The following is an 18,350-nucleotide window of genomic DNA, read 5'->3' on the forward strand; positions in this document are numbered from 1 at the left end:
TAAGGAAACCTTTATGAGTCTGGCGCTGTTTCCGCTCAATACCGTGCTGTTCCCTGGCTGCACCCTCGACCTGCAACTGTTCGAGGCGCGCTACCTGGACATGATCAGCCGCTGCATGAAAAAGGGCGAAAGCTTCGGCGTGGTGTGCATCCTCGACGGCAGCGAGGTGGGCATGGCCCCGGATGGCTACGCGTTGATCGGTTGTGAAGCGCTGATCCGTGACTTCAAGCAGCAGGACAACGGCCTCTTGGGGATTCGCGTCGAAGGCGGGCGCCGTTTTCGTGTGCGTGACGCCGGGGTGCAGAAGGACAATTTGCTCGTAGCCGACGTGCAATGGCTTGAAGAACTGCCGGACCAGGCGCTGGAAGAAGAAGATGCCGACCTGCTGGCGTTGCTCCAGGCCCTGGCCGAGCACCCGATGGTGGCCTCGCTGGACATGGGCACCCAGGCCGAGGGCCAGCAATCCTTGGGCAACCAACTGGCCTACTTGCTGCCTTTTACCGAGGCCGACAAGATCGACCTGCTGCAACTCGACGATCCGCAGCAGCGGCTGGATGCGATCCAGATGTTGCTCGACGAGTTGCAGGGTGAGCTGTTCACTTAATAGGCGTAACGCAGCAGGGCGTGGGACGTGCCGGTGAGGGCGATAAAGCTCAGCACCGCAACGATTGCCGGCAGCAGCAACCACCAGGTTTTTTGCGGCAGGGCCGGCATCGGGCTGCGGGATTGGCTGAGGGTCAGGCTGAACGCGCAAACCGCCATCGCCAGCAGGGTGCCGGCCAGGATGTCAGTCGGCCAGTGCGCCCCCAGGTAGACCCGCGACAAGGCAATGAACGCCGCCGGGATACAGCCCAATAGCAGCCACGTCATGCGCAGGCGTGTCGGTTGCCCCAGGCCGGCCAGCACGGCCAGCGCCAGAAAAAACGCGAAAGAGCCGGACGCATGCCCGCTGGGCATGCTGAAGCTGGTCAGAGGGTCTGTAAGAATCTCCGGGCGGCCACGGGCGAAAAACAGCTTGGTCCCGGTGTTGATCACCGCGGCGCCGCCCAGCGTAGCGCCGACAAATACAGCCTGGCGCCATTGTCGCGCCAGCAACAGCAGGCCCGTGAACACGGCGCTGGCGACGAACATCTTCTTGAACTCGCCCAGTTGGGTGATGCGCACCATCACTTCGTCCAGCCACGGGCTGCGATGTTCTTGCACCAGGGCGATCAGGCCATGGTCGAAGTTATCCAGATGGTGATAGCCGATAAACAGGGCGATCAACAAGGTCAGGCTGGCGCAGCCGATCCACAGGGTAGCGCGACGATGGCCGCGCAGGCTGCTGTTCAAACTCAAGCCCAGCAACACAGCGATAGCAGCCGTGACCACCCCGGCCTCCGGCCAGAAGCCTTCCGGCAACGGCAGGCGGAACGCCGCGCCGGTCGCCCAGCCTGGCAGCAGGTAGGCCACCGACCAACCCGCGCCCGCCAGCAGGCTCACCGCGGCGAAACGCGGGAAAGGCATGTCGCACATACCCGCGACCATTGGCAGCATGGGGCGCAAAGGTCCGATGAATCGTCCCACCAATAGACTGGCAATGCCGTACTTGTGGAAGTAAGTCTCCGCGCCGTTCATCCATTCTGGATGGTGGCGCAGGCCGGGCAGGCGGCGGATGTTCTGGTGGAAGTGGCGGCCGAGGAAGTAGGAAATACCATCGCCCAACAAGCCGCCGAGAAAGCCCAGCAGCAGGGTTTCGCTCAATGACAGCGCGCCGCTGCCGGCCAGTGCGGCAATCGCAAACAGCATCACCGTGCCCGGTACGATCAGTCCCGCGATGGCCAGGCACTCTACGCACGCGACGATAAACACCGCCACCGCGAGCCATTCGGGGTTGAGGGTCAGCCAGCCGGTGATGCTATCGAGCCATTGGCCCATATAAATCCACTCCCTCTATGCAATACAGAACCTGAAACAGTGAAGATCAGTTGTGGGAGCTGGCTTGCCTGCGATGGCGGTCTATCAGCCAACCTCTCATGGACTGAACCACCGCTATCGCAGGCAAGCCAGCTCCCACATGGGATCGGCTGTGTTGCAGGTCTCAATGTTCAAATCAAAAAATAGTCGCGGCCTTCGACCTGGCCCCGGCGCAGCGGGTTCCGTGTGCAATAGGGCGCATAACCAGCATCGACGAAGCGGTACATCAGGTGTTCGTCGCGACCGCTGGGAATGCCCAGGCGAGTGGTCTGGATAATGTGCGTCGGCACCTGCCCCACGTCTTCAACAAAGAGCCACTCCGGGTCAAAGCGCTTGGCATCCCACATCGGCACCTTCAACCCCAGCGCCTTGCACAACAACGTCTGGCCAGCGCAAAGCTTTTGCGAAGGGCGAGGGTGACCATTGGCATCTGGATTGTTCAACAGCATCTGCGCCAGGCTGGCCGGGCCGGACAGTTCATCGACCCACGGATAAGCCGATTTGATCAGCACGGCATTGCCCGGCCCCTGGGCGCTGAAGTTCAGCGAATCACCGCCACGGGCGTAGTACATGTAGATGTGGCCACCGTCCAGAAACAAAGCCTTACGCTTTTCTGTGTAGCCGAGTGAAGCGTGGCTGCCTTTTTCGGCCACGTAATAGGCTTCGGTTTCAATAATTCGCGCCGAAAGCCAGAGTTCGCCGACGCGATGGCGTATGACTTTTCCGAGCAATTCTCGCGCAACAATCTGTGCGTCACGGTCGAAGAAGCCGTCGGGCAGGGCGCTGGCGGGGTGTCGGGGCGAAACGCTGGGCATGGTGGCCTGGGGTTATTACGGCTAAATGTGACCGAATAATAACAACTCCCACCTTAATTACCGCTGAACCCCAGGTTTTTACAGTTCATTTCGACCATCCGCCCCTCACCGCTGTCAGTCGAGCGGCGTCACAGCTATAATCTGCCGCTTTCCTCCCTGCCAAGACTCCCTGACCATGACTGAGTCCGTTCTTGACTACATGACCCGCCTGGGTCGCGCTGCCCGTCAGGCCTCGCGGTTGATCGCCCGTGCGAGCACTGCGCAGAAGAATCGCGCCCTGCTGGCGGCCGCCGACGCTCTGGATGCCTCGCGCTCCGAGCTGACCGCCGCCAACGAGCTGGACCTGGCCAACGGCCGCGCCAATGGCCTGGAGCCGGCGCTGCTGGACCGCCTGGCGCTGACCCCGGCACGTATCGACGACATGATCGAAGGCCTGCGTCAGGTGGCCAAGCTGCCTGACCCCATCGGTGAGATCCGCGATATGCGTTACCTGCCGTCCGGCATCCAGGTCGGCAAGATGCGCGTGCCCCTGGGCGTGATCGGCATCATCTATGAGTCGCGCCCGAACGTGACCATCGACGCCGCGAGCCTGTGCCTCAAGTCTGGCAACGCCACCATCCTGCGGGGCGGTTCCGAGGCGATCAATTCCAACCGCGCCATTGCGACGTGCATTCAGCAAGGCCTGGCCGTGGCCGAATTGCCTGCCGAAGTGGTGCAAGTGGTGGAAACCACCGACCGTGCCGCCGTTGGCGCGCTGATCACCATGCCGGAATTCGTCGACGTGATCGTGCCGCGCGGTGGCAAGAGCCTGATCGAACGCGTCAGCCGCGATGCCAAGGTGCCAGTGATCAAGCACCTGGACGGCGTGTGCCACGTTTATATCGACATCGCTGCCGACATCGACAAGGCGATCCGCATCGCGGACAACGCCAAGACCCACCGCTACGCGCCGTGCAACACCATGGAAACCCTGCTGGTGCACGTCGGCATTGCCGAGCGCGTGCTGCCGCCGCTGGCTGCCATCTATCGCGACAAAGGTGTGGAATTGCGTGGTTGCGAGCGCACTCGTGCGCTGCTGGGCGCGGACGTGATCGAAGCGACCGAGCTGGACTGGTACACCGAATACACCGCGCCGATCCTGTCGATCAAGCTCGTCGATGACCTGGATGAGGCCATCGAACACATCAACACCTACGGCTCCAAGCACACCGACGCCATTGTCTCCGAACATTTCAGCGATGCGCGGCGTTTCCTCAACGAAGTGGATTCCGCTTCGGTGATGATCAACGCCTCGACGCGGTTTGCCGACGGCTTTGAGTATGGCCTGGGCGCAGAGATCGGTATTTCCACCGACAAGCTGCACGCCCGCGGCCCGGTTGGCCTGGAAGGCCTGACCAGCGAGAAGTACGTGGTGTTCGGCGACGGTCATGTGCGCACTTGATGGGTAAACGCATCGGGCTGCTCGGCGGTACCTTCGACCCCGTGCACATCGGCCATTTGCGCAGTGCCCTGGAAGTCGCGGATGCCCTCGCGCTGGATGAATTGCGCGTGATGCCCAACGCCCGGCCGCCCCATCGCGATACGCCGCAAGTGTCGCCCCGGCAGCGCCTGGAAATGGTGCGCCTGGCGGTGGAAGGCATTGCACCCCTGGTGGTGGACGACCGCGAGCTCAAGCGCGATAAACCGTCCTACACTGTTGACACCCTGGAGCTGATGCGCGCCGAGTTGGCCGCGGATGACCAGTTGTTTCTGCTTTTGGGCTGGGACGCATTTTGCGGCCTGCCCTCTTGGCATCGCTGGGAGGAACTCCTCCAGCACTGCCACATCCTGGTTTTGCAACGCCCGGATGCCGACAGCGAACCGCCGGATGCCTTGCGCAACCTGCTGGCCGCGCGGTCGGTAAGTGACCCCTTGGCCCTGACCGGGCCGAACGGGAATATTGCATTCGTCTGGCAGACCCCGCTTGCGGTGTCCGCCACCCAGATCCGTCAACTGCTGGCCAGCGGTAAGTCGGTACGTTTCCTGGTGCCTGACGCGGTCCTGGCCTACATCGATGCGCACGGGCTTTACCGTGCGTCGAACTGAAAAGGCGCGCTTGAACGTACGAACATTCGTGCAGCAAGCGCCCGAACATACGAGCAAAACGAGTTTTATATGACGAACAAAGACGTAAGCAAAGTTAAGCGCAAAGGCACCTTCAAAAGCGCGCCGCTGCCGGTTGAAGCCCACGTTGGCCCGGAACTGGCTGGCGAAGAGCTGGTAAAAGTCGCCGTGGCGGCCCTGGAAGATGTTAAAGCCCAGGACATCCAGGTGCTGGACGTACGTGACAAGCAAAGCATCACCGACTTCATGATCATCGCCACCGGTACCTCGAACCGCCAGATCGGCGCGATGCTCGATAAAGTCCGTGAAGCCGTCAAAGCCCAAGGCGTGAAGCCGCTGGGTGAAGAAGGCAAGGGCGACAGCGACTGGGTGCTGCTGGACATGGACGACGTGATCGTTCACATGATGACTTCCAACGCCCGCCAGTTCTACGACCTGGAACGCCTGTGGAAAGGCGCCGAGCAGAGCCGTGCCGCCGATGGCAAGCACCACAGCCCGGAAGTGGGCCACGCGCACTTCGACAAGCTCAACAAAGACCAGGAATAAGGAACGGCTGTGCGCCTGCGTCTGATTGCTGTCGGTTCACGCATGCCCAAGTGGGTGGAAGAAGGCTGGCACGAGTATGCCAAGCGTCTGCCCGCCGAGCTGTCGCTGGAACTGGTAGAGATACCGCTCAACACCCGGGGCAAGAATGCCGACGTGGCGCGCTTTATCCGTCAGGAAGGCGAAGCCATGTTGGCCAAGGTCGGCCCCAACGAGCGCATCGTCACCCTGGAAGTGCACGGCAAACCCTGGAGCACCGAGCAGTTGGCGGTGGAACTGGATCGCTGGCGCCTGGATTCACGCACGGTCAACTTCATGGTCGGCGGCCCCGAAGGGCTGGCGCCGGAAGTCTGTGCGCGGGCCGACCAGCGCTGGTCGCTGTCGGCGCTCACGTTGCCGCACCCGTTGGTAAGGATTCTGATCGGTGAACAGCTGTATCGCGCCTGGACAGTCCTGTCCGGGCACCCTTACCACAAATAGTCTGCGCCCCTCCCGATGACCCAGCCGATCCGCATCAAGGACCACGAGAAAGACGCACGTCTGGTACGCGCGCGCGTAGTCTTTGGCGCGTTTTTGGTGGTGGGATTGATCGGGGTGTTGATTGCGCGCCTGTATTTCCTACAGGTGATCCAGTACGACTATCACTCCACATTGTCGGAAAACAACCGGGTGCATGTGCAGCCGATTCCACCGACCCGTGGCCTGATTTTCGACCGCAATGGCGTGGTGGTGGCGGACAACCGGCCCAGCTTCAGCCTGAGCATGACCCGCGAACGCTCCGGCGACTGGCAGCAGGTCCTCGATGTGATCGTCGAGGTATTGCAGCTGACCCCGGAAGATCGGGTGATCTTTGAAAAGCGCATGAAGCAGGGGCGCCGGCCATTCGAGCCAGTGCCGATCCTGTTTGAGCTGACTGAAGAGCAGATCGCGCGGATTGCGGTGAACCAGTTCCGTTTGCCAGGTGTGGAAGTGGTGGCGCAGTTGGTGCGGCATTACCCGCAAGGGCCGCACTTTGCCCACTCCGTTGGCTACATGGGGCGGATCAACGAGAAAGAGCTGAAGACCCTTGATCCGGTGAACTACAGCGGCACCCACCATATCGGCAAGACGGGCGTGGAGCGTTTCTACGAGCCCGAGTTGCACGGCCAGGTGGGTTACGAAGAAGTCGAGACCAACGCCCGTGGCCGTGTGCTGCGGGTGCTCAAGCGCACCGATCCGGTGCCGGGCAAGGACATCGTGCTGAGCCTGGACATCAAGTTGCAGGAAGCGGCCGAGATGGCCCTGGGCGGGCGGCGTGGTGCCGTCGTGGCACTGGACCCGACCACGGGCGAAGTGTTGGCGATGGTCAGCCAGCCGAGTTTCGACCCCAACCTGTTCGTCACCGGCATCAGCTTCAAGGCCTACGCCGAGTTGCGCGATTCCATCGACCGGCCGCTGTTCAACCGCGTGCTGCGCGGCCTGTATCCGCCGGGCTCGACGATCAAGCCAGCGGTGGCGATTGCCGGCCTGGACGCGGGCGTGGTCACGGCCTCCAGTCGAGTCTATGACCCCGGCTACTACATGCTGCCCAACTACGATCACAAATACCGTAACTGGAACCGCACCGGTGACGGCTATGTCGATTTGGACACCGCGATCATGCGCTCCAACGACACCTATTTTTACGACCTGGCCCACAAGCTGGGGATCGACCGACTGTCTGCCTACATGGGCAAGTTCGGCCTCGGTCAGAAAGTCTCCCTGGACATGTTCGAAGAATCCCCGGGCCTGATGCCGTCGCGGGAGTGGAAGCGCGCGACCCGTCGCCAGGCGTGGTTCCCGGGTGAAACCCTGATCCTCGGGATCGGCCAGGGCTACATGCAGGCCACGCCGCTGCAACTGGCCCAGGCCACGGCGCTGGTGGCCAACAAGGGCATCTGGAACCGTCCGCACCTGGCCAAGACCATCGAAGGCGAAAAGCCGGTGGATGAGAACCCGATCCCCGACATTGTGCTGCGCGACCCGTCGGACTGGACCAAGGTCAACCACGGCATGCAGCAAGTGATGCACGGCGCCCGAGGCACCGCGCGCAAGGCGGCGATTGGCGCGCAGTACCGCATTGCCGGCAAGAGCGGTACCGCCCAGGTGGTGGCGATCAAGCAGGGCGAGAAATACGACCGCACCAAGGTTCAGGAACGCCACCGCGACCACGCCTTGTTTGTCGGCTTTGCACCGGCCGACGACCCGAAAATCGTGGTGGCGGTGATGGTCGAGAACGGCGAGTCCGGTTCCGGCGTCGCGGCCCCGGTGGTGCGCCAGATCATGGACGCCTGGCTGTTGGCCGACGATGGCCGACTCAAGTCCGAATATGGCGGCCCCCCTTCAAGCACCGAGGTTACGGCCAGTGAAGAGTAATTTTGACCGCATCCTCTCCAGCGAGGATGTGATGCGTCGCCGTGCGACGTTGCTGCAACGCATGCACATCGATGGTCCGTTGCTGATCCTGCTGCTGACCCTGGCGGCCGGCAGCCTGTTCGTCCTTTATTCGGCCAGCGGCAAGAACTGGGACCTGCTGATCAAGCAGGCCTCGTCGTTTGGCCTGGGCCTGTTGTCGATGGTGGTGATCGCCCAGCTGGAGCCGCGCTTCATGGCGCGCTGGGTGCCCCTCGGTTACGTCGCCGGCGTGTTGTTGCTGGTGGTGGTGGACGTGATGGGTCACAACGCCATGGGCGCGACCCGCTGGATCAACATTCCGGGGGTGATCCGCTTCCAGCCGTCGGAATTCATGAAGATCCTGATGCCGGCGACCATCGCCTGGTACCTGTCCAAGCGCACCTTGCCGCCACAGCTCAAGCACGTGGGCGTGAGCCTGATCCTGATCGGCATACCGTTCATCCTGATCGTGCGCCAGCCGGACCTCGGCACCTCGTTGCTGATCCTCGCGGGCGGCGCGTTCGTGCTGTTCATGGGCGGCTTGCGCTGGCGCTGGATCCTCAGCGTGCTCGCCGCCGCCGTGCCGGTGGCCGTGGCCATGTGGTTCTTCTTTATGCATGACTACCAGAAGCAGCGGATTCTGACCTTCCTTGATCCTGAGAGCGATCCGCTGGGCACCGGCTGGAACATCATCCAGTCGAAAGCCGCCATCGGTTCCGGCGGCGTGTTTGGCAAGGGCTGGCTGCTGGGCACCCAGTCGCACCTGGACTTCCTGCCGGAGAGCCACACCGACTTCATTATTGCGGTGATGGGCGAAGAGTTCGGCCTGGTGGGCATTTGCGCGCTGTTGCTGATCTATCTGTTGTTGATTGGTCGCGGGCTGGTGATCACCGCCCAGGCGCAGACGCTGTTCGGCAAATTGCTTGCCGGCGCCCTGACCATGACTTTTTTTGTTTACGTTTTCGTCAACATCGGTATGGTCAGTGGCCTGCTGCCGGTGGTTGGGGTGCCGTTGCCATTCATTAGCTACGGCGGAACTTCGCTGGTGACATTGCTGTCAGCGTTTGGGGTTTTGATGTCGATTCATACGCATCGCAAATGGATCGCACAGGTTTGAATAAGGTGAAGATGTCAATGCAAGTAATGCGCGGCTGGGCGACTCGGCACGCGTCCTGGATGGGCCTGATTGGCCTGCTGGGCGCAACGCAAGAGGCGCAGGCCGGTGACTACGATGGTTCACCCCAGGTCGCCGAATTTGTCGGTGAAATGACCCGCGACTACGGTTTCGCCGGTGAACAGCTGATGGGTGTGTTCCGCGAGGCGCAGAAAAAGCAGGCGATCCTCGACGCCATCTCCCGCCCGGCGGAACGGGTGAAGCAATGGAAGGAATATCGCCCGATGTTCCTCACCGACGCCCGCGTGGCGCGGGGTGTGGATTTCTGGCGCCAGCACGAGGCCGTACTGGCCCGCGCCGAGCAGGAATACGGGGTGCCGGCCCAGGTCATCGTCGCGATCATTGGCATCGAAACCTTTTACGGGCGCAATACCGGCAGTTACCGGGTGATCGACGCCTTGTCGACCCTGGGTTTCGATTACCCGCCGCGCGCCGAGTTCTTCCGCAAGGAGCTGCGTGAATTCCTCCTGCTGGCCCGCGAAGAGCAGGTCGATCCACTGACGCTCAAGGGGTCCTACGCCGGAGCGATGGGCTTGCCGCAGTTCATGCCGAGCAGCTTCCGCGCCTACGCGGTGGACTTTGACGGCGACGGCCATATCAATATCTGGAGCAATCCCGACGACGCCATCGGCAGTGTCGCCAGCTACTTCAAGCGCCACGGCTGGGTTGCCGGCGAACCGGTGGTGATCCGCGCCGATGTGGCCGGGGAGCGCGCCGATGAAGGCCTCACCCAGGGCATCGAGCCGGTCAAGACGGTCGGGGAGTTGCGGGCGCTGGGGTGGTCGAGTCAGAATGCGCCACGCGATGACATGCCGGTCACGGCGTTCCGTCTCGAAGGCGAAAACGGCCCGGAATACTGGATGGGCCTGAAGAATTTCTACGCAATCACGCGTTATAACCGCAGTGTGATGTACGCCATGGCCGTACATCAGCTGTCAGACATGCTGGTCCAAGCACGGGGCAACAAGTAATGCGGGTATCGCCGATCCAAAAACCGCTCAAGCTGGTGGCGTTTGCCGCGTTGTCCTTGTTGGTAGTCAGTTGCTCCACCAGCCGTGGTCCGGCGCAGAAGTCCGGGGGGGCGGTGGTCCGTTCCCAGCCGGGGCTGGACATCAACCGTGCGCACAAAGATGGCGCGCCGTGGTGGGATGTCGATGTGTCGAAGATCCCGGATGCCACGCCAACCCTGCACACCGGGCCGTACAAGGCCAACCCGTATACGGTGCTGGGCAAGAATTACTTCCCGCTGCAGGAATCCAAGACCTACGTGCAGTCCGGCACGGCGTCCTGGTACGGCACCAAGTTCCACGGCCAGAACACCGCCAACGGCGAAGTGTATGACCTGTACGGCATGAGCGCGGCGCACAAGACCCTGCCGCTGCCCAGCTATGTACGGGTGACCAACCTGGACAACAATCGCACGGTGATCCTGCGGGTCAATGACCGTGGGCCGTTCTATTCCGATCGCATCATCGACTTGTCCTACGCTGCCGCCAAGAAACTCGGCTATGCCGAAACCGGTACGGCGCGGGTGAAGGTCGAAGGTATCGACCCGGCACAATACTGGGCCCAGCGCGGCAAGCCGGCACCGTTGATGCTCAACGAGCCGACCAGCCAGCAGCCGCAGGTGAACGCATCGGCCGGCAAGATCGAACAATGGACACCGCCGCCGCAACAGCACGCACCGGATACCGTGGTGGTGCCGCGTGCCGCGCCGGGGGCTTCGATGGCGGGCGGGCAATACCTGCAGGTCGGCGCTTTCGCCAACCCGGATGCGGCAGAGCTGCTAAGGTCGAAACTCAGCGGCATGGTCAGCGCGCCAGTCTTTATCAGCTCCATCGTGCGTAACCAGCAGACCCTGCACCGTGTACGCATGGGGCCGATTGGCACGCCGGGTGAAGTCGCGCAAGTGCAGAACAGCGTGCGCATGGCCAACCTGGGGCAACCCAGCGTGGTCACCGCCGAATAACAAAAGATTGAAGGTCCGGGCCCGAATGTGGGCCTGAACCCTGGTTGTTGGCTCGTTGAACAATAAAACCCAGGGGCAAGGGGTGAGCGGGCAACCGAACACGCGACAGTCTGGCAACGGCCTGTCTGAATAAGTTTTGCCCGCGAGGGCAAGTTTCCATAAGCAATTTCGAGAGACGGATGAACATCACCTCCTTAGCCAAACGCACGTGCCTGCTCCTTTCGCTGATCATCACCCCGGCCGCCTGGGCGGTTGAAATGGTGCCGGCTTCCCCGCAACTGGCCGCCAAGGCCTGGGTCCTCATGGATGCCGCCAGCGGCAACGTGCTGGTCGAGAGCAATGGTGACCAGCGTCTGCCCCCAGCCAGCTTGACCAAGCTGATGACCGCCTACATCGCGACCCTGGAAATCCGTCGCGGCCAGATCGGCGAAAACGACCCGGTGACCGTCAGCGAAAACGCCTGGCGCACTGGCGGTTCGCGGATGTTCATCAAGGTCGGTTCGCAAGTGACCGTGAGCGACCTGCTGCACGGCATCATCATCCAGTCCGGCAACGACGCCAGCGTAGCCTTGGCCGAGCACATCGCCGGCAGCGAAGACGCCTTCGCCGACATGATGAACAAAACCGTGGCTGACCTGGGCATGACCAACAGCCACTTCATGAACCCGACCGGCCTGCCAAACCCTGAGCACTATTCGTCGGCTCACGACATGGCGATCCTGGCGCGCGCGATCATTCGTGTCGATCCGGTGCACTACGCGATCTACTCCCAGAAGGAATTCTTCTGGAACAACATCAAGCAGCCTAACCGCAACCTGCTGCTGTGGCGTGACAAGACCGTTGATGGCCTGAAAACCGGCCACACCGACGAAGCCGGCTACTGCATGGTGTCGTCCGCCGTACGTGATGGCCAACGCCTGATCGCCGTGGTCTTCGGCACCAACAGCGAGCAGGCCCGTGCGGCCGAGACGCAAAAACTGCTGACCTACGGTTTCCGCTTCTTCGAAACCCAGACCTTCTACCAGAAGGGTGCTGAGCTGGCGACCGCGCCGGTGTGGAAAGGCGCGACCTCCCAAGTCAAGGCCGGCCTGGCTGAAGACCTGACCCTGACCATGCCTAAAGGCCAGCTGAAAAAGCTCGCGGCCAGCATGACCATGAACCCGCAATTGGTTGCACCAATCGCCAAGGGTGACGTGATCGGCAAGGTCGAAGTGAAACTGGACGACAAGGTGGTGCACAGCGCCGACCTGATCGCGCTGGACGCCGTCGACGAAGGTGGTATCTTCCGCCGCGTGTGGGATAGCATCCGTCTATTCTTCTACAGCTTGTTCAACTGATAAGTGTGCACCTGCACAGCCCCGCGTTGATCCGACGCGGGGCTTTGCCCGTCGCCACGGCTTACGCTTACGAGGCCGTTACGCCATGACCGATACCGAAGTAAAGGCGCCAAAGATCGAATTCCCAGTGACGGATTATCCCGTCAAAGTGATCAGCGATACCGGCGTGGGCAACAAAGACAAGATCATCGATATCGTGCGCAAACACGCGACGATCAACGACAACCGGGTGGACGAGCGTTCGAGCACCAACGGTAAATACACCACGATCCAGTTGCACATCGTTGCGACCGGTCAAGACCAGCTCTACGACATCAACAGCGAACTGCGGGCCACCGGCTTCGTGCACATGGTGCTGTGATGTCAGGCGTCCTGGGCTTTCGCGAGCTCGGCCAGATGGCCTACGAGCCGGTCTGGCATGCGATGCAGCGGTTCACCAACGAGCGCGGTACTTCGGCCCCGGACGAGATCTGGCTGGTGGAGCACCCGCCGGTGTTCACCCAGGGCCAGGCCGGCAAGGCGGAGCATCTGCTGTTGCCGGGGGATATTCCGGTGGTGCAGGTCGACCGAGGTGGCCAAGTGACTTACCATGGCCCGGGGCAACTTGTCGCATACCTGTTGCTGGATGTGCGCAAGCTGGGTTTTGGCGTACGCGACCTGGTCAGCCGCATGGAGACATGCCTGATCGAGCTGCTGGCCAGCTATGGCGTGACCGCTGCGGCCAAGCCCGATGCACCCGGCGTGTACGTGGATGGCGCGAAAATCGCCTCCCTGGGCCTGCGCATTCGCCACGGTTGTTCCTTTCACGGCCTGGCCCTGAACGTGGACATGGACCTGGCGCCGTTTCGTCGGATCAACCCGTGCGGCTATGCCGGGCTGGCGATGACCCAACTGAGCGACCACGCCACACCGATTAAATTTGCCGAGGTGAGTGCCCGGCTGCGTGCGCAGCTCGTCAAACACCTCGACTATGCTGAGCAGACGACCCTTACGGGCGGAATCGACTGATTATGACTACTGATGCAGTGCAAACCATGATCCCGACGGTGGACGTTACCGATCGTCCGGCCCCGGCCCCGCGTGCCAAGGTGGAAGCCGGCGTCAAGCTGCGCGGCGCCGAGAAGGTTGCACGCATCCCGGTGAAGATCATTCCGACCACCGAACTGCCGAAGAAACCCGACTGGATCCGCGTGCGCATCCCGGTTTCGCCGGAAGTCGACCGTATCAAGGCCCTGCTGCGCAAGCACAAGCTGCACAGCGTGTGCGAAGAAGCCTCGTGCCCGAACCTGGGCGAGTGCTTCTCCGGCGGCACCGCCACCTTCATGATCATGGGTGACATCTGCACCCGTCGTTGCCCGTTCTGCGACGTGGGCCACGGCCGACCGAAGCCACTGGACGTCAACGAGCCGGAAAGCCTGGCCATCGCCATCGCCGACCTGCGCCTCAAGTACGTGGTGATCACCTCGGTAGACCGCGATGACCTGCGTGACGGCGGTGCCCAGCACTTTGCCGACTGCATCCGCGAGATCCGCAAGCTGTCGCCGAACGTGATGCTCGAAACCCTGGTGCCGGACTACCGTGGCCGCATGGACGTCGCCCTGGAAATCACCGCCGCCGAGCCGCCAGATGTGTTCAACCACAACCTGGAAACCGTGCCACGCCTGTACAAGGCCGCGCGCCCGGGTTCGGACTACCAGTGGTCGCTGACCCTGCTGCAGAAATTCAAGCAGATGATGCCGCACATCCCGACCAAATCCGGCCTGATGCTGGGCCTGGGCGAGACCGACGAAGAAGTCATCGAAGTCATGAAGCGCATGCGCGAACACGACATCGACATGCTGACCCTGGGCCAGTACCTGCAACCGTCCCGCAGCCACTTGCCGGTGCAGCGTTTTGTGCACCCGGACACCTTTGCCTGGTTTGCCGAGGAAGGCTACAAGATGGGCTTCAAGAACGTCGCGTCGGGCCCGTTGGTGCGTTCGTCGTACCACGCTGACGAGCAGGCCAAGCTGGTCAAGGCGAGCCTGGTTTCGTAAATACCGCTGCTCAGATCCGGGAGCGGACTTGTGTGGGAGCTGGCTTGCCTGCGATAGCATCACCTCGGTGCGACTGATACACCGAGGTGATGCTATCGCAGGCAAGCCAGCTCCCACATTTCGTTTTGCGTTAGTTAGGGAGAGATGTGCATGAGCATTGCCGTACCTGCATTGCGCCCCGAAGGCACCATCGGCCTGATTGCCCCTGCTGGCCCGGCCACCCTGGATGTGGAAAAAGCCGGCCAATGGATGCGCGCTCGCGGCTACGACCTGCGAATCTTCCCCGGTGTCTACGAGCGCGACGGCTATCTCGCCGGCAGCGATCAAAGCCGTCTAGACGACCTCCACCGTGCGTTCGCCGACCCCCACATCGACGCCATCTTCTGCCTGCGCGGCGGCTACGGCACACCGCGCCTGCTTGATCGCCTGGATTTCGACCTGCTACGGCACAACCCCAAGCCGTTCGTCGGCTATAGCGACATCACTGCCCTGCATCTGGCCATCAGCCGCTATGCGGGTTTTGTGACCTTCCACGGGCCGATGCTCAATGCCGACCTGTTGGGCGACAAGCAGCCTCCGACCGAGTCTTCTCTGCTCGGCATGCTGCGCGGCGATCTCGGCGCTGGCAGCGTGCTGGCGCATCCACTGGCCTACCCGTTGACCACAATTGCCCCAGGCATCGCCTGTGGGCGCTTGCTGGGGGGCAACCTGTCGATGATCGCGGCGGTGATGGGCACGCCTTTTGAGATCGACGCCGAAGGCATCATCCTGCTGATCGAGGACGTCAACGAGCCGATCTACCGTATCGACCGCCTGCTCACGCACCTGCGACTGGCGGGCAAGCTGGCGCAGGTTGCCGGTGTGCTGGTGGGGGATGTGGCAGGTGTGGACCCGACGGCGTTGGAGCGCTTGCTCAAGCAGACCTTCGAGCCGCTGTGCATTCCGGTGCTGGCGGGGTGGCGCAGTGGGCATTGTGATCCGAACCTGACGCTGCCGATGGGCGCGTTGGTGCGGCTGGATGCGGGGGAGCAGCGGTTGGTGTTGGAGCAGGATGTGGTCTTTAGATAGTTGGTGCTTGTGATGGCGTCATCGCAGGCAAGCCAGCTCCCACATTTAACCGTGTACATCCTTTGGAATGCGGTCGAATGTGGGAGCTGGCTTGCCTGCGATAGCGGCAGTAGCCATAAGCAGACTTATCGGTTTTGCAAAGACTCCAACAGCTTCACAGTAGGATACCCATCCGCCGGCCACCCCAACGACTGCTGCGCCGCCCGAATCGCCTTGCGCGTATTGGCGCCGATAATCCCGTCCGGGTTGCCGGCCTCATAGCCCTTGGCGTTCAGCACGGTCTGCAAGTCGATGCGCTGGGAACGACTCAGCGGCAGTTCATCCTTCGGCCAATCGCCACGAATCACACCACCGCCACCAAACCGTTCCGACAGCAGGCCGACCGCCAGCGCGTAGGACGACGAGTTGTTGTACTTGAGGATCGCGCGGAAGTTATCCAGCACCAGGAACGCTGGCCCACGGTAACCCGCCGGCAGTAGCAGGGCGGCGGACAACTGGTCGACGTTCGGCGGCATGCTCGCGCCAGGTGGCAACTGGATGCCCAGTTTCAGCCAGTCGGCGACGGTCTTGCGCACACCCCCATCGGCCAGGGCGTAATCGAAGTCTGCTGGCAGTCGATTGACCTCAAACCCCCACGGCTGGCCTTTCTGCCAGCCGGAGCTTTGCAGGTAGTGCGCGGTGGAGGCGAGGGCGTCGGCCGGGCTGTTCCAGATATCGCGGCGACCGTCGCCATCGAAATCCACGGCATGGGTGTTGTAGGTGGTCGGGATGAACTGGGTCTGGCCCATGGCGCCGGCCCAGGAGCCTTTCATCTGATCGGCCTGGATATCGCCGTGCTGGATGATTTGCAGCGCCGCCAGCAGTTGCGCCTGGGCAAACGCCGGGCGACGGCCTTCATAGGCCAGGGTCGCCAGGGAACGGATCACCGAGTTGTTACCCTGGAACTGGCCGAAGTTGCTTTCCATGCCCCATACCGAGACCAGGGCCTGGCGATCCACGCCATAGCGCTCTTCGATGCGTTGCAGGATGTCGGCGTACTTGATCAGCAGTGCCTGGCCATTGCGCACACGCAGCGGCGACAGGGCGCCGTTGAGGTATTCCCACACCGGCCGGGAAAATTCCGGCTGGCTGCGGTCGGCGCGGATGACGGCCATGTCTGGCGTGACGTTGGCAAAGGCATTGTCAAAGACGGCAGGCGTGATCCCGGCTTTCAGGGCTTGCTCGCGAAACCCGGCCTGCCATTCGGCGAAGGTCTGGGTCGGCTGGATATCCAGGTTGTCCACGGCCAGGGGCGCCACGACAGCGGGGGCCACGACTGGAGCAGTCTGGAGTTTCGGCAGGGGTTGAGCGTCGGCGGCGGTCGGTTTCTCCGCACAGGCGACGAGCAGAATGAGGCTGGAGGCAGCGATCAATTGGCGAAGGTGCCAACGACGGGAGAGACAAGAGGGCATGCACAGGTCCAGGGATTACAAATCAGGTGCAGACCTTATCATGCCAAAGGGGCGCTTGCCTTCAGGCAGCCAGAAAGTAAGAAGCCTCCCAGCTATTAGACTGGAAGGCTTCGCGGCGGTAGCTGCCTTTGCCCTTGCCGGCGCGTTCCTGACGGCTGCGGAACAGTGGCTGGGCGATGATGGACTTGGCCTTGTTGGGGCCATGCTTGGATGGCTTTTTGCTCATGGTGGGTACTCTCTGGGTGGGTTGGAACGGGGCAAATCATCTGCCGAAGTTTGGCCGCTGTAAAGGCTGGCACCTCTCAGAAATTGTAAATGCGATCAAAAATGTGGGAGCTGGCTTGCCTGCGGTAGCGGTGGGTCAGCTGGCATCTCTGCCACTGATACACCGCTATCGCAGGCAAGCCAGCTCCCACAGGGAAGTGCAGTGTCTGGAGGGGTTTATTCGGCAGGCAGTGTCAGGCGCTGGCCGGCCATCAACAGCGACAGGCGGCTCAAACTCATCCACGGCGAGCCCGCGGCCTGGCCCTTGATCTGCGCATCGATGCGCTGAGCTTCCAGCAACAGCTGCGCCCAGCGTTGCGCCGAGTGCCGTTGCAGGGCTTTGCTCATCAGGGGTTTGCGCTTGTCCCACACCGGTGGCCGGGCCTGGCTGAAGCATTTGTCCAATGGCGTGCCCTGGCTGTATTGCAGGGCAATATTGGCCAGCACCCGCAGCTCACGGGCCAGGGCCCAGAGAATCACCGGTGGCTCCACGCCTTCGCCGCGCAGGCCTTCGAGCATGCGCAAGGCGTGGGCGGGTTCGCCGTTGAGAATGGCATCCACCAGCCCGAACACGTCAAACCGCGCACTGTCAGCCACCGCACCTTGCACGGTTTCGACGGTGATCTGCCCGTCCTCGGCCATCAGCTTGAGCTTTTCGATCTCTTGGGCGGCGGCCAGCAAGTTGCCTTCTACCCGCGCGGCGATCAGTTCCACAGCATCTTGCGTCGCCGACAGCCCTGACTGGGACAGGCGCTGACGAATCCATTGCGGCAACTGATTGCTGTCCACCGGCCAGATCTGGATGAACTGGGTCTGCGCACCCTCCACCAACGCCTTGCCCCACTTGGTTTTCTGCGCACTGCCGTCGAGCTTGGGCAGGCTGATCAACAGCACCGTGTCTTCGGCCGGGCGTGAGCAGTATTCCATCAGGGCTGCAGCGCCCTTGTCACCGGGCTTGCCGGACGGCAGGCGCAGTTCCAGCAGGCGTTTTTCGGCGAACAGCGACATGCTCGCCCCAGCTTGCAGCAGCGTGCCCCAGTCGAAACTGGCGTCGGCGCTGAACACTTGGCGTTCATCGAAACCTTGCTGGCGTGCGGCGGTGCGGATGGCGTCGGCGGCTTCCTGGCACAGCAGCGGGTCATCACCACTGACGATATAGACAGCTGCAAGGCCACCTTGCAGGTGTTTGGCGAGTTGGGCGGGGGCGAGTTTCATAGGCGGG

Annotated in this window: 19 protein-coding genes; 14 read left to right on the forward strand and 5 right to left on the reverse strand. The window is 62.2% G+C overall.

Annotated elements, in window-relative coordinates; translation table 11 throughout:
- Positions 1 to 13: 13 nt before the first annotated feature.
- On the forward strand, positions 14 to 604 hold the full coding sequence (locus B348_RS0108040; RefSeq protein ID WP_017735620.1) for an LON peptidase substrate-binding domain-containing protein: 591 nt from the start codon (positions 14 to 16) through the stop codon (positions 602 to 604).
- On the opposite strand, the gene B348_RS0108045 is transcribed toward B348_RS0108040, so the two are convergent.
- Together B348_RS0108045 and B348_RS0108050 are read right to left on the reverse strand one after the other, a co-directional pair.
- Positions 601 to 1,917: a bifunctional DedA family/phosphatase PAP2 family protein gene (locus tag B348_RS0108045; RefSeq protein ID WP_017735621.1), complete on the reverse strand. Its 1,317-nt coding sequence runs from the start codon at positions 1,915 to 1,917 to the stop codon at positions 601 to 603. The genes B348_RS0108040 and B348_RS0108045 overlap by 4 nt on opposite strands.
- Before the next feature lie 170 nt (positions 1,918 to 2,087).
- Positions 2,088 to 2,771 (reverse strand): DNA-3-methyladenine glycosylase, encoded by a 684-nt coding sequence (locus tag B348_RS0108050; RefSeq protein ID WP_017735622.1) that lies wholly within the window; start codon positions 2,769 to 2,771, stop codon positions 2,088 to 2,090.
- 175 nt (positions 2,772 to 2,946) lie between these two features.
- On the opposite strand from B348_RS0108050, the gene B348_RS0108055 reads away from it, so the two are divergent.
- The 13 genes from B348_RS0108055 (at position 2,947) to B348_RS0108115 (ending at position 15,413) form a co-directional block, all read left to right on the forward strand.
- Positions 2,947 to 4,212: a glutamate-5-semialdehyde dehydrogenase gene (locus tag B348_RS0108055; protein ID WP_026136655.1), complete on the forward strand. Its 1,266-nt coding sequence runs from the start codon at positions 2,947 to 2,949 to the stop codon at positions 4,210 to 4,212.
- Entirely contained in the window at positions 4,212 to 4,856 is a 645-nt protein-coding gene (gene nadD, locus B348_RS0108060) for a nicotinate-nucleotide adenylyltransferase (protein ID WP_017735624.1), read from the forward strand. The genes B348_RS0108055 and nadD overlap by 1 nt, the downstream gene beginning before the upstream one ends.
- A 69-nt stretch (positions 4,857 to 4,925) precedes the next feature.
- Positions 4,926 to 5,420, forward strand: a complete 495-nt coding sequence (gene rsfS, locus B348_RS0108065; RefSeq protein ID WP_003176298.1) for a ribosome silencing factor — start codon at positions 4,926 to 4,928, stop codon at positions 5,418 to 5,420.
- 9 nt (positions 5,421 to 5,429) lie between these two features.
- Complete coding sequence (gene rlmH / locus B348_RS0108070) at positions 5,430 to 5,897, forward strand: 23S rRNA (pseudouridine(1915)-N(3))-methyltransferase RlmH (protein WP_003176297.1); 468 nt, start codon at positions 5,430 to 5,432, stop codon at positions 5,895 to 5,897.
- 15 nt (positions 5,898 to 5,912) lie between these two features.
- Complete coding sequence (gene mrdA, locus B348_RS0108075; RefSeq protein ID WP_017735625.1) at positions 5,913 to 7,811, forward strand: penicillin-binding protein 2; 1,899 nt, start codon at positions 5,913 to 5,915, stop codon at positions 7,809 to 7,811.
- A 31-nt stretch (positions 7,812 to 7,842) separates the two neighbouring features.
- On the forward strand, positions 7,843 to 8,946 hold the full coding sequence (rodA, locus tag B348_RS0108080; RefSeq protein WP_017735626.1) for a rod shape-determining protein RodA: 1,104 nt from the start codon (positions 7,843 to 7,845) through the stop codon (positions 8,944 to 8,946).
- Between the two features lie 17 nt (positions 8,947 to 8,963).
- Positions 8,964 to 9,974: a lytic murein transglycosylase B gene (gene mltB / locus B348_RS0108085; RefSeq protein ID WP_026136657.1), complete on the forward strand. Its 1,011-nt coding sequence runs from the start codon at positions 8,964 to 8,966 to the stop codon at positions 9,972 to 9,974.
- The gene (locus B348_RS0108090; RefSeq protein ID WP_017735628.1) at positions 9,974 to 10,972 is read left to right on the forward strand and encodes a septal ring lytic transglycosylase RlpA family protein; all 999 of its coding nucleotides are present in this window, start codon (positions 9,974 to 9,976) and stop codon (positions 10,970 to 10,972) included. The genes mltB and B348_RS0108090 overlap by 1 nt, the downstream gene beginning before the upstream one ends.
- Before the next feature lie 179 nt (positions 10,973 to 11,151).
- Positions 11,152 to 12,309, forward strand: coding sequence for a D-alanyl-D-alanine carboxypeptidase family protein (locus B348_RS0108095; RefSeq protein WP_017735629.1), 1,158 nt, complete (start codon positions 11,152 to 11,154; stop codon positions 12,307 to 12,309).
- An 85-nt stretch (positions 12,310 to 12,394) separates the two neighbouring features.
- Positions 12,395 to 12,670, forward strand: coding sequence for a DUF493 domain-containing protein (locus B348_RS0108100; protein WP_017735630.1), 276 nt, complete (start codon positions 12,395 to 12,397; stop codon positions 12,668 to 12,670).
- Positions 12,670 to 13,317 carry a lipoyl(octanoyl) transferase LipB gene (gene lipB / locus B348_RS0108105; RefSeq protein WP_017735631.1) on the forward strand — a complete coding sequence of 216 codons (648 nt, stop codon included), beginning with the start codon at positions 12,670 to 12,672 and terminating at the stop codon, positions 13,315 to 13,317. Before B348_RS0108100 ends, lipB begins: the two co-directional genes overlap by 1 nt.
- Before the next feature lie 26 nt (positions 13,318 to 13,343).
- The gene (lipA, locus tag B348_RS0108110; RefSeq protein ID WP_017735632.1) at positions 13,344 to 14,345 is read left to right on the forward strand and encodes a lipoyl synthase; all 1,002 of its coding nucleotides are present in this window, start codon (positions 13,344 to 13,346) and stop codon (positions 14,343 to 14,345) included.
- A 150-nt stretch (positions 14,346 to 14,495) separates the two neighbouring features.
- A complete protein-coding gene (locus tag B348_RS0108115) occupies positions 14,496 to 15,413 on the forward strand; it encodes an LD-carboxypeptidase (protein WP_017735633.1) in 918 nt (305 codons plus the stop codon).
- 125 nt (positions 15,414 to 15,538) lie between these two features.
- Here B348_RS0108115 and B348_RS0108120 read toward each other — a convergent pair whose 3' ends face one another.
- From B348_RS0108120 to holA, 3 genes are all read right to left on the reverse strand, one after another.
- Positions 15,539 to 16,864: a lytic murein transglycosylase gene (locus tag B348_RS0108120; protein ID WP_026136658.1), complete on the reverse strand. Its 1,326-nt coding sequence runs from the start codon at positions 16,862 to 16,864 to the stop codon at positions 15,539 to 15,541.
- 61 nt (positions 16,865 to 16,925) lie between these two features.
- Complete coding sequence (arfA, locus tag B348_RS0108125) at positions 16,926 to 17,090, reverse strand: alternative ribosome rescue factor ArfA (protein WP_003176285.1); 165 nt, start codon at positions 17,088 to 17,090, stop codon at positions 16,926 to 16,928.
- Positions 17,091 to 17,305: 215 nt separating this feature from the next.
- Positions 17,306 to 18,343 (reverse strand): DNA polymerase III subunit delta, encoded by a 1,038-nt coding sequence (gene holA / locus B348_RS0108130; protein WP_017735635.1) that lies wholly within the window; start codon positions 18,341 to 18,343, stop codon positions 17,306 to 17,308.
- Positions 18,344 to 18,350 lie beyond the last annotated feature (7 nt).

It is taken from the genome of Pseudomonas sp. CBZ-4 (assembly GCF_000346755.1).
In the GTDB taxonomy this organism is placed as follows: Bacteria; Pseudomonadota; Gammaproteobacteria; order Pseudomonadales; family Pseudomonadaceae; genus Aquipseudomonas.